This window comes from Sphingomonas sp. 179-A 2A2 NHS (genome assembly GCF_045371305.1).
In the GTDB taxonomy this organism is placed as follows: Bacteria; Pseudomonadota; Alphaproteobacteria; order Sphingomonadales; family Sphingomonadaceae; genus Sphingomonas.
The window spans coordinates 16,083-27,666 of sequence record NZ_JBIQDE010000009.1; the positions used below are offsets into that span (position 1 = coordinate 16,083).

General features: G+C 65.1%; 7 protein-coding genes. 2 read left to right on the forward strand and 5 right to left on the reverse strand.

What is annotated here, in order from left to right:
• The first annotated feature begins 79 nt into the window (after positions 1–79).
• Positions 80–1,420: a M24 family metallopeptidase gene (locus ACH0AE_RS16775; RefSeq protein ID WP_294443537.1), complete on the forward strand. Its 1,341-nt coding sequence runs from the start codon at positions 80–82 to the stop codon at positions 1,418–1,420.
• 98 nt (positions 1,421–1,518) lie between these two features.
• Here ACH0AE_RS16775 and ACH0AE_RS16780 read toward each other — a convergent pair whose 3' ends face one another.
• From ACH0AE_RS16780 to ACH0AE_RS16800, 5 genes are all read right to left on the reverse strand, one after another.
• Complete coding sequence (locus ACH0AE_RS16780) at positions 1,519–2,871, reverse strand: M24 family metallopeptidase (protein ID WP_294443538.1); 1,353 nt, start codon at positions 2,869–2,871, stop codon at positions 1,519–1,521.
• Positions 2,872–2,888: 17 nt separating this feature from the next.
• The gene (locus tag ACH0AE_RS16785) at positions 2,889–4,142 is read right to left on the reverse strand and encodes a Xaa-Pro peptidase family protein (protein ID WP_227772711.1); all 1,254 of its coding nucleotides are present in this window, start codon (positions 4,140–4,142) and stop codon (positions 2,889–2,891) included.
• The gene (locus ACH0AE_RS16790) at positions 4,139–5,551 is read right to left on the reverse strand and encodes a M20/M25/M40 family metallo-hydrolase (protein ID WP_294443539.1); all 1,413 of its coding nucleotides are present in this window, start codon (positions 5,549–5,551) and stop codon (positions 4,139–4,141) included. Before ACH0AE_RS16790 ends, ACH0AE_RS16785 begins: the two co-directional genes overlap by 4 nt.
• 66 nt (positions 5,552–5,617) lie before the next feature.
• Entirely contained in the window at positions 5,618–8,620 is a 3,003-nt protein-coding gene (locus ACH0AE_RS16795) for a TonB-dependent receptor domain-containing protein (RefSeq protein WP_406876025.1), read from the reverse strand.
• A 122-nt stretch (positions 8,621–8,742) separates the two neighbouring features.
• Positions 8,743–10,470, reverse strand: coding sequence for a hypothetical protein (locus ACH0AE_RS16800; protein ID WP_294444994.1), 1,728 nt, complete (start codon positions 10,468–10,470; stop codon positions 8,743–8,745).
• Positions 10,471–10,699: 229 nt separating this feature from the next.
• On the opposite strand from ACH0AE_RS16800, the gene ACH0AE_RS16805 reads away from it, so the two are divergent.
• Positions 10,700–11,551, forward strand: a complete 852-nt coding sequence (locus tag ACH0AE_RS16805; RefSeq protein ID WP_294444995.1) for an IclR family transcriptional regulator C-terminal domain-containing protein — start codon at positions 10,700–10,702, stop codon at positions 11,549–11,551.
• Positions 11,552–11,584: the final 33 nt, after the last annotated feature.

The following is an 11,584-nucleotide window of genomic DNA, read 5'->3' on the forward strand; positions in this document are numbered from 1 at the left end:
CCCGCTCTTCCCAATGTCACTTGCAGCCGATACCACAGCGCAGCGAACAAAAGTTCGAAATGCGAACAAGGGGGATAGAGTGATTTCATTGGTTCTGGCCGCGGCGCTCGGCGCGGCTCCCGTCGCCGCGGGCACCGGCCCGGTCCCGGCGATGCCGGCGATCCTGCCGCTCGAACGGCGCGCCGAAACCGAGGACCGCTGGCTGAAGCTGCGCTTCGAACAGGTTCTCCCCACGCTGATGCGTCGTGACAAGGTGCAGATGTGGGTGCTCGTCGCCGGCGAGTATAACGAAGATCCGGTGATGGCGACGATGCTGCCTGCCACCTGGCTCCACGCGCGCCGCCGCACCATCCTCGTCTTCTTCGATCCGGGCGAAGGCAAGCCGATCGAGAAGCTCGCCCTTGCACGCTATCCGGTCGGTGATTTCCAGCCCGCCTGGAACCCGGACGAGCAGCCCGATCAATGGGCCGAGCTCGCCAAGATCATTGCTGAGCGCAACCCCGCGACGATTGCGCTGAACCGCTCGGAAGGCTTCCCGCTCGCGGATGGGCTCAGCTCCACTCACTATGAAGCGATCGTCCGCGCGCTGGGGCCGGACATGTCGAAGCGCCTCGTCGCGCACGAACGGCTGGCGCTCGGCTGGCTCGAAACGCGCATCCCGGAGGAAATGGCGACCTATCCGATCGTCTCGCGCATCTCGCACTCGATCATCGAGGAAGGCTTCTCCGAACGCGTCATCACCCCCGGCGTCACCACCTCGGACGATGTCGTCTGGTGGTTCCGCAACCGCATCAATTCGCTCGGGCTCGACACCTGGTTCCAGCCGAGCGTCGCGATCCAGCGCGCCGACGGCGGCAAGTTCAGCGTGCAGGAGATGGGCCATCGCGGCGATACGATCATCATGCCGGGTGACATGCTGCACGTCGATTTCGGCATCACCTATCTCGGGCTCAACACCGACATCCAGCGCCTCGCCTACGTGCTGAAGCCCGGCGAGACCGATGCGCCCAAGGGCCTGAAGGACGGTCTTGCCGCGATGAACCGCGTGCGCGCCGCCACGGTCGCGGCGCTGAAGCCGGGCCGCACCGGCAACGAGGTGCTGGCAGCGGCACGCCGGCAGGTAGAGGCGGAGAAGATCGACGGCACGATCTATTCGCATCCGATCGGCTATCACGGCCATGGCGCGGGCACCTGGATCGGCGCCTGGGAAAGCCAGAAGCCGGCGCCCGGCCGCGGCGATTATCGCATCGATCCGAACACCGCCTGGTCGATCGAGTTGAATGCACAGCACAACGTGCCCGAATGGGGTAACCAGAAGGTCCGCTTCATGCACGAGGAGGACGGTTTCCTCGCGGCGGACGGCACCTTCCGCTTCCTGGACGGTGCGCAGGACGAATTCATCCTCCTGCCGCGCCCCTGACGCACCGATAAAAAGTGGGTCTCATCGAGGATGATGAGACCCACCAAGTGTGGAAACACGCAACGGCCCGCCGCGGGGGCGGCAGGTAAAAGGGATCGTCAGCGTGCTCCGATCAGGTGAAACTTGGTCTGGCGCCCGTCGATGTAGCGAACGGTCTTGCCGTCGAAGAAGGCGTCTTCCTCGCTCTTGAAATCGACCATTTGGCCGCCCCATTCGGGCACCGCCCTGGTCGCCATCAGCTCGATCGACCAAGCGATGTTCGGCCGCAGCTTGTATTCGCCGGTCGGCACGAACTTCTGCTCTTCCGACAGGCCGATCGAGCTGCCCGCGCCATGGCCGTGATAGCCGATCGGGTGCGAATAGATCGTCGGCTTCAGCCCCGCCGCGATCGCCTTCGCCCGCGCGCGGTTCAGCACCTCGTTGCCGGTCGCGCCGACACGGAACTCGCTCGTCACGGCATCCTGCACGCGGTTGTTGTCGCGCAAGCCAGCCTTCAGCCCAGCCGGCGCATCGGTCTCGCCATCGCGCAGCACGTAAGCGACATGCTGTGTATCGGTGCTGAAGTTCAGATAATGGATGCCGAAGTCGACGCGCAGCATGTCGCCCTTCTGGATCACGCTCGCCTGTTCGCGCAGCACGCCCGGCGTGCCCTTGCGGGTGACTTCGACCGAGGGGTGGAACCACGATGCAAGGCCGAGGTCCGCAACGCGCTGGCGATACCACCAGACGAGATCCTCGTTGGTCGTCACGCCCGGCTTCACCACCGCGGGCGAGAAGCCTTCGCCGATGATCGCATGCGCGACGCGCACGATCTCTGGATAGACCTTCATTTCCTCCGGCGTGCGGGTCTCCAGCCAGCCGATCGCCAGCGGATAGCCGGAGACGATGCGGCTCTGCTGCTCCGGCGTCAGCGCCTTCATCAGATCGGTGTACTGGCTGTGCGTCAGGCCATCGCCGAACGCCGTCAGCGACGAGATGTTGAGCGCGATCTTCTTCGGGTTCCGCTCGGCGATCAGCTCTCGCACGCGCGCGAACTGATCGGGCTGCTTCTCCATGTCCCATACCGGCTGGTAGAGATTGCCCATACCGTGCTTGCTGACGACCAGCCGCTCGATCGGCTTGCCCTCGCCCGGATCGAAATAAATGAGGATCGTCCGCCGCCGCGCGCGCAAATTCGTCGCGTTCAGCATCGTCGAGACGACCGGGTCTTCCAGATATTCGCGCGCGATCAGCACCCACATGTCGATGCCGTTCTCGCGCATCAGCTGCGGCAGCACGGTCTCGAAACGGCGCTCCAGCCACGCATCGCGAAGCTGCGCCTGATCGCGCAGGCTCATGATCTTCGGCAGCGCCGGCGACATGGACTGTTCTTCCTGCGCCATTGCCGCGGGCGCGAGCGCCACCATGGCGAACGCCGCAGCGCCGCCCAACAAGCTCTTCAATCGTGGCATTTCAGCCCCCTCCTCTTTTATCCGAACGGCTTGTCGAGCGACGAGGGCGGCTGCGTGAAGAAGCGCGGCCCCTGCTCGGTCATGGTGAAGCAATCCTCGATGCGGATGCCGAACTTGCCCGGCAGGTAGATGCCCGGCTCGTTCGAGAAGCACATGCCCGGCGCGAGCGGCGTGGTTTCGCCATGCACCAGGTTCACCGGCTCGTGCACGTCGAGGCCGATGCCGTGGCCGGTGCGATGCGACAGCCCCGGCAGCGCGTAGCGCGGCCCGTAGCCAAGCTTCTCGTAATAGCTGCGCACCGCGTCATCGACGCTGCCCGCCGGGGCGCCGACCTTGGCCGCGTCCATCGCCACATTCATGCCCTGGCGCATATGGCCGAACACGCGGCGCTGCTCCGCGGTCGGCTCCCCGAACACGAAGGTGCGCGAGACGTCAGAGACATAGCCGTGCATGCTGCAGGTGCAGTCCATCAGCACCACGGTGCCTTCGGTCAGCTTCAGCCGTTCCTTGGAGCCGTGCGGCAGTGCGCTGCCCGGTCCCACCTGCGCGCTGCTCGACGCGCGCTGCCCGCCGAAGCGCTTCAGCTCGCCTTCCATGATCGCGTTGATGTCGTTGCCGGTCATCCCGGCCTGCACCTGGCCGTGGGTGGCGCGATAAGCCGCGATCATGATGTCGTTGGCGCGCTGCAACAGCGCGATCTCGGCCGGGCTCTTGATCATGCGCAGTGCATTGACGGCGCTGGCGCCCGAGACAGTCTTCAGGCCCGGCAGCAGCCGGCGAACACCATCGACGATGAAGAAGCGCACCGTCTCCTCCACCGCCAGCGTGCCGGCGCCCAGCTTCTTCTCCTTCAGCCAGCCGGCAATCAGCGCGAAGGGGCTTTCGTCCTCCTGCCACACGCGCACTTCGCCGGGCACGTCGAGCATCTCGCGGATCGACGGCTCCTCGAAGAAGGGCGTGACGATCAGCACCGGGCCGTCAGCGGGGATCACCGCCGCCGTGGTACGCTCGCTGCGCCACCAGTCGACACCGGTGAAATAGACGAGGCTCGATCCTGCCTCGACCAGCAGGGCCCCGATGTTCTGGCGGCGAAGCTCCGCCTGCATCCGGGCCAGCCGCGCCTCGCGCTCGGCGCGGGAAATCGGCGCGATCGGCGGGAAGGAAAGCGCTGACGCCGCCTGCCCCCCGAACACTGCCGCGGGCAGCGCGGCGAGCGCCCCGCCCACGGCCGCCCCGCGCAGCACATCGCGCCGCGCGAGAGCGCCGATCACTTGCGCCCCCCGAGGTCGCGCAGCAGGAAGTCCCAATAATCGAGCTGCTTCAGATAGCCTGCGATCGGCACGCGCTCATCGGTGCCATGCGCGCGGCTGTCGTCCGCGCCCAGCGCCAGCGCACCCGCGCCGTAGGTCGGGATGCCCGCGCTGCGGAACTCACGGCCGTCGGTGCCGCCCGACGACATGCTCGGCTTCAGCGTCACGCCCGGATAGGTCGCGTCCATCGCTTTCTGCAGCCGTGCGAACAGCGCGGGGTTCACCGGCGACACGGGGCTCGCGACGCCTTCGCCGACCAGCGTGACGGTCAGCTTGTCGTTGCCGATGGCCTGCGCGATCGTCTTCTGCACATCCGCCACCGACGTGCCCGGGAAGATGCGGCAGTTGACGTTGGCGGTCGCATTCTGCGGCAGCGCGTTCGGCGCATTGCCCGCCTGCAGCATCGTCGCGACACAGGTCGTCCACAGGATGTTCGCCTGGTGCGGATATTTCTCCGCCACGGCGCGCGCCGCGGCATCGTTCGGGTTCGCCAGCAGCGTGGTCAGCGCGGTGCCGAGCTCGCCGCCCTTCTCCTTCGCCATGTCGGCGACCATGATGCGGGTGATCTCGTTGAACTCGACCGGGAAGCGAAGCGCCTCCAGCTTGGTCAGCGCGCGGGCGAGATCATAGATCGCATTGTCGGCGCGCGGCGCGGAGCTGTGCCCGCCCGAATTCTTCGCGGCGATTGCGAAATTCGCGTAGGTCTTCTCCGCCGCCTGGATGTTGAAGCGGTACTTGCCGTCCTCCCCCATCGCACCCGAACCGGCGTCGGAATTGAGCGCGAACTCGGCACGCGAGACGAGCGGGTGCTTGGTCAGCGCACGCGTCGTCATCATGCCGCTTTCCTCGTCGCCCGAGAAGGCGAGCAGCAGGTCACGCTCCGGCACGAAGCCCGATTTCTTGAGGCGGATGAAACTGGCGACCAGCGCCGTCACGCCGGCCTTGTTGTCGGTCGACCCGCGACCGTAGATGTAGCCGTCCTTCTCGGTTGGGACATACGGATCGGTCGACCAGTTTTCCTTCAATGCGTCGACCACGTCCATGTGGCCCAGGAACGCGATCGGCTTCGCCTTCGCATTGCGCCCGGCGTAGCGCACGACGAGCCCGGCGGTCTTCTCGCCCTCAATCTCGACCGGCACGGTCATGATCTCGTCGGCGGTGAAGCCGGCCTCGCGCAGCCGCGCGGAATATTTCTCGATCAGCGTCGGCACCTGCCCGCGGCCCTTGGCCGTCGGGGTCGCAATCGCCTCTTCCAGCATCTGGCGCGCCATCGCCCGATCGGCGTCCGTCACGGGCGCGGCCGAAGCCGTCACGGCGGCAGACGACAGGACGAGCGCCATCGCGGCACCGGCACACCAACGCAATTTCATAACAATTCCCCACCCACAAAAGATGCCGGAGGCGCTACCGCGCGCCTCCGGCCATTGGCAATGTTCTTAGAAGCCGACCGTGGCGCTGAGGAACAGGTAGCGCCCCGTTGCATCGTAGAACTGCGGATAGGTATTGCCGTTGCCGCCGTCCTCGATCGCCGCGGTGGTGGTCAGCGGCGGATCCTTGTCGAACAGGTTGTTGATGCCGAGGCGGAAGGTGAAGTCCTTGCGCACTTCGTAGGACGCGGCGAGGTCGAAGTAGCTGCGCGACCCAAGCTCGCGGTTCACGCCCGAGAAGCTGCCCGTCAGCGCCGGCTGGCTGCTGGTCTGGGCAATCTTCACCGACGAAACGTAGCGCCACGTACCCGTCAGGCTGAACCGGTCCGCCGGTGCCCAGGTGGTCATGAACTTGTGGCGCCATTCCGGCCGCGGCCGGCCGCACAGGCCCGCATAGAGACCGACGCATTCATACACGTCCGCCTGCGGCGAGTTGGGCAGCGGCACCGTCTTGTACGAGTCGAGGTAGGTGCCGACGAGGTTGAAGTTCAGGCGGCCAGCGTTGATCCCCAGGTCATCGAGGTTCAGGCGATAATCGACCACCACGTCGACACCCTTGGTCTGCAGCGAGCCGGTGTTGACGTTGAAGCGCCGGAAGTAGCCGTTCTCGCCCTGCCACAGCGAACCCGACGGGCTGCGCTGGATCAGGCTGCAGAAGTACGGATCGCCGTTGCTGATGCAGTTCGCCATCGACAGGTTCGGGTTCACGCTGCCGACCAGGTCCTCGACCTTGATGTCGAAATAGTCGAGCGAGATGGTGAGGCCCGGGATGAAGCGCGGCTCGAACACCGCACCCAGCGCCAGCGTCTTGGCGGTTTCCGGCTGCAGGTTCTCGTTGCCGCCGATCAGCGAGTTGAACTGGCCCGCGGGGTTGTCGACGATGTTGCCGTACTGCGCCGCCGTCACGCCGGTGCGGGCGCACTGCGCCGCGGTCGCGATCGGGGTCGGGCCCGAGCACGGATCGAACGAGCCGTTGGCGTTCTCGGTCAGTTCGACCTCGAACAGCTGCTGGCTGGAGAACAGCTCGATCACGTTCGGCGCACGCACCGCCCGCTGGTACGAACCGCGCAGGCGGAAATCGCGCACCGGCGACCAGTTCAGGCCCAGCTTGTACGTGTCGGTCTTGAACCCGCTGTCATAGTCCGAGTAGCGATACGCGCCCTCGAACGACAGGCTGTGGAAGAACGGCTGCTGCTCGGCCAGCGGCACGATCAACTCGCCGAAGAACTCCTTCACCGCGACCGATCCCTTGATCGGCAGTTCCGGGCTGGCCGCCGCCTGATAGATTTCGTCCGGCTGGTAATCGACCGAATTCTTACGGAATTCATAGCCGAAGGCGACCGCGACACCGCTGTTCGCCAGCGGCGAGCGGATGCCCCATTCGCCAAGGTCACCGTTCACCGCGGCGACGACGTTCACCAGGTTCGTGTCACCGGTGATGGTCTTCACCTCTGAGACGTAATCCACCGCGTCCGCGCTTGCTGCCGCGCCGAAGTAATCGAGCGGCGAGCAGTTCGGATCATTGTTGTTCGGGTTGGCGTCGGCGTTGATCGCGCAGACGATCTGGCCGGCCGAATTGCGCACCGCATAGAAGGCGTTGGCCGTCCGCTGGCGGTTCGCATCGCCGGAGAAGCGGCTGCGGTAATTCACCTTCGAATAGATGCCGTACACGTCATACTTGAACGGCCCGGCGATGTCGCCGCGCGCGCCCAGCACGATGCGATAGCTCTGGTGCTGGATGTCGTCCTGACGATTGCCGCCCTCGACGTTGCGACGCGCGACGAGAACGCCGTTCGCGATCGACTGCGGGCCGACGTAATTGCCTGCCGCGTCATAGATGCTGCCGGTCGAAAGGCCGCGGCTGGTGCACAGATAATCGGCCTGCTGCGCGCTCAGGAACGGATTGTCGCAGTTGATGCCGCTGATGCCGCCGGCGTTGATCGCGATGCCGGCGCTGTTGGTGCCCGGCGCGATCTGCGCGATCGAGCGGTCCTCCATGAACGATGCTTCGATGTACGGGATGAAGTTCTCGTTCACCTCGTAATGCGCCATCGCACCCAGCGCGTAACGCTCGTCGGGGCGCTGGTAGTAATTGTAGGGCGCGAAATTGTACGTCGCCGAACCCGGAACGAAGCGGCCGTCGGACGCGCGGAACGACGTCGGCAGGCCCGGGACGCCGCCGGTGTTGGTGAAATTCGCCGGCGCGTTGGTGGCCGAGCCGCTGCACGAGAAGTCGTTGCCGCCGACGCCCGTCGCGCCCAGCGCGCAGGCGCTGTAATCGTAATCGGCCTGCAGGATCGGGTTCACCTTGCGGTACGTGGCATAGGCCGTCACGTTGCCGCGATCATCGTCGATGTTGCCGCCGACGACCGCCGACAATTCGGTGGTGAAGCCATTCCAGATGGTCTTCTCGGGCTTCTCATAGGCACCCGGCACGATCGCATTGTTGCGGTCGAGCAGGTCACGCAGCCCGTCGCGGTCGTTAGTGTGCTGGAAGCCGGAAACACTGCCGGAGAAGCGGATGCCGCTAAAATTGTCCATCAGCTTGAAGTTGACGACGCCCGCGATCGCGTCCGAACCGTAAACGGCGGATGCGCCGCCGGTCAGCACTTCGACCGACTGGATCAGCGGGGTCGGCACCTGGTTCAAGTCCGACGGGATGTTCTTGGGCGAGCCGTATGGCAGGCGGCGGCCGTTGACGAGCACCAGGGTGCGCGACGGGCTGAGGCCGCGAAGGTCGACCTGCGCGGTGCCGGTCGCCTCGTTCGAGTTGGCCGCGCCCTGCGCCGCGAACACCTGCGGCAGCTGGTTGACGAGGTCTTCGGTGCGTACCGTGCCGCGAACCGCGAACTCCTCTGCGCCCACGGTCGTGACCGGGCTCACGCTCTCGAGGTTCGGCGAGCGGATGCGCGAACCGGTGACGACGATGTCGCCCGGATCCTGCGCGGCGGCGGGCGCATCGGCGATGCTGTCCTGCGCCAGCGCGGGGCTAGCCGCGCCGGCAACCGCCACCGCGGAGCACAATAAGAAGGTACGCAGTCTCGACCTGGCAATCATTGTCAGTCTCCCCGTTCAATAATGTTGTGAAGGCGCCCGGCCGGTGTCCCTCGCCGGCCGGGGCCTGATCTTGCGCGTTACTTGTAGCGCCAGCTCGTCAGGTCAGCGCCCTTGGGTGCCGCCGCCTCGATCCGCTGCAGGATCTTGGGCACGTACATCCAGTTGTAGCGCAGGCGGCCGACCGAATTGGGCTGGGTCTTGTCGCCGTTCCAGCAATGCTCGTCGCGATCGCCGTACAGCACTTCCCCGCCGTACGCCGGCTGCGCCTTCTTCAGGAAATCCTCCATCAGATAGACGGCGTTGTTCAGGTAGAAGTTGTCCATGTCGCCGACATAGATGTGCACCTTGCCCTGAAGCTTGGGGCCAAGCGTCGCCCAGTCGCGCTCCATGATGTGGCGCAGGTCGTAATTGTCGCGCCAGTGCGCCGCGACGCTGGGGTCGATCTCGCCGGTCGCCTTGTTCCAGATGCGCTTGGGATAACCGTCCTCGCCCATCGGCGAATACACTGCTTCCCACACGTCCCACTGGCCGCCCGAGCGTGTCTTGTCGCCCAGCACCAGCTCCAGCCGGTTCTCGTCCTCGATCGTGTGCGACAGATGGCCCAGGTAATCGCGCTTGCCGGGCTTCGCGACCTTCCCGAACGGCCCGGTCCAGAAATAGGCGTTCTTGTCCTTGTAGATGTCCGTCACCATCGTCTGACGGAAATCGATCGGATCCGGGCAAGCGGCGAATGCGCCGTTATATTCGTCCGGATAGAATACCTGCGCGGCCAGCGCTTCCCAGCCGCCGGTCGACCCGCCGTACAGGAACCGCGCCCAGCCCTGGCCGATCCCCCGGAACTTCTTCTCCAGTGCGGGGATGAAGTCATAGGTGATGGCATCGCCATAGGGGCCGATGTTGGCGGAATTCACCGCATAGCTGTCGTCATAATACGGGTTCGAATGGTCGATCTCGACGATCAGCATCCGCGGGAAGTCGGGCGAGATCCACTTCTGGTAGAAGTCATACGCTTCCTGCTGCTCCGTCCGGGCATAGCAGGTCTCGTTCTTGAAGCGCTTGTTCGGCTCGCACTTGATGTCCGCATCGGGCGGCGTCGTGCGGAAACCGCCGAAATCGTCCGGGAAATGCCCGTGGAAGATGGCGATCGGATATTTCGCCTCGGGGTGCTTGTCGAAGTCCTTCGGGACGAGCACGTGCCCGCGGATATAGACGTCACGCCCCCAGAACTTGGACAGCCGGTCCGACTTGAACTTGAAGCGGCGGACGAATTCGGTGTCCTTGGGCTCCTCGATCGGGCCGAGCACCTCGGTCAACGCCACCTTGATCTCGCCGGGGCGCTTCGGATCGAAGTTCACCTTCATCGGCTTGCTGATGATGTTGCCCGGCTCCTTGCGCCAGTTCTGCCCCGCGCCGCGTGCGGCAGGCAGCTTCACGACCTTGCCGTTGCCCAGCTTGAACGTGTCGTACTTATGCAGGACCGCCTGCACCGTGTACGTGCCGGCCGGCACATCCGCGAGGCTGCGGCCGGGATAGCCCAGCACGTCCTTGCCCACGACGCGGGCCTGGCCGTTGCGGAAACCTTCGACCGGGATGCCGAACACCTGCGCGGCGTCATGGCTCGCATCGACCTGGAAGCGCGGCTCCTTCGTGTCGTCGGCCGCCAGCACCAGGATCACGCGGCCCTCATAGGGCGCTTCCTTGGCCGCCGGCGCCGCCAGCTCGACGCGGAATTCCTCTGCATGCAGCGCATGCGTCCCCGTTGTCAGCGCCGCGATTGCAGCGCCGACTGCGAATGTCTTTCGCATCGCAAATCCCCCAATGTCGGCGAGCCTCCCCGCTCAGCCGACGCTTGGAATTGTCCGCAAAGCAGACGTTGTCAATGAATTTTTGATCGCATAGCGAACGACAGTTGCAATAGCGAACGTTCTTGACGGCGGATGCGGACACCCGCACGGCGGCGGAAAGCTCAAAATTGTTCGTATTCGGACAGTGACCGGCCTAATGCCGCACCGACGGGTCAGGAGATCGTGCGAAATGCCGCGCAGTACACAGGATATTGATCATGCCGGGGAGGAAGAGGAGGTCTTTCCCGGCGAACAGGAAGATGGGCGCCATGAACAGGAAGATGGCGACCGGGATTATGTCGCATCTCTTGCCCGCGGTCTCGAAGTGATCTGCGCCTTCACCCGAGACAAGCCGACCATGACGCTCAGCGATGTGGCGAAGGCCACGGGCATGTCGCGGGCCACAACTCGTCGATTGCTGCTGACGCTGGTGCGGGAAGGTTACGCGGACAAGCGTGATCGGATCTTTTCGCTTCGTCCCAAGGTCCTTCAGCTCGGCTATTCGGCATTGTCCTCGGTCGGCATCCTCGATGTCGTCCAGCCGGTGATGAATGCTCTGTCGCAGCGGACGCAGGAATCGATCTACACCGCGGTCCTGACCGGCGATGATGTGACATATCTTGCCCGCTCGACGCCCGACCGTGTCATTTCGGTCAGCATCACCATCGGCAATCGTCTGCCTGCTTATGCGGTATCCACCGGCCGGGTGCTGCTGGCGGGCGAATCGGACGAATCGCTCGCCCGCTACCTCGATCGCGTCGAACTGGAAAAGCACACCTCGAACACGGTGCGCTCCAAGAAGCAGCTGCGCGCGATCATCGAGGAGACGCGCGCGCTCGGCTATTCACTGGTCGACGAAGAGCTCGAGGTCGGCGTGCGTTCGCTATCGGTGCCAATCTACGACGCGGGCGGCCATGTCGTCGCGGCGCTGAACGCCTGCTGCCCCTCGATGCGCTTCGCCGTCGACGAAATGCGCGAGAAACTGGTGCCGGAGCTTCGCGCCGCCGCCGCCAGCATCAACGAACGCTTTCAGGGCAAGTAGGCGCGGGGGGCGTCACCCCCCCCGCCCCGCCTG

Bases quoted from the DNA above. Each gene is read 5' to 3' on its own strand.
- ACH0AE_RS16780 (WP_294443538.1), bottom strand. From the start codon at position 2,871: ATGCCACGATTGAAGAGCTTGTTGGGCGGCGCTGCGGCGTTCGCCATG.
- ACH0AE_RS16790 (WP_294443539.1), bottom strand. From the start codon at position 5,551: ATGAAATTGCGTTGGTGTGCCGGTGCCGCGATGGCGCTCGTCCTGTCG.
- ACH0AE_RS16800 (WP_294444994.1), bottom strand. From the start codon at position 10,470: ATGCGAAAGACATTCGCAGTCGGCGCTGCAATCGCGGCGCTGACAACG.
- ACH0AE_RS16805 (WP_294444995.1), top strand. From the start codon at position 10,700: ATGCCGCGCAGTACACAGGATATTGATCATGCCGGGGAGGAAGAGGAG.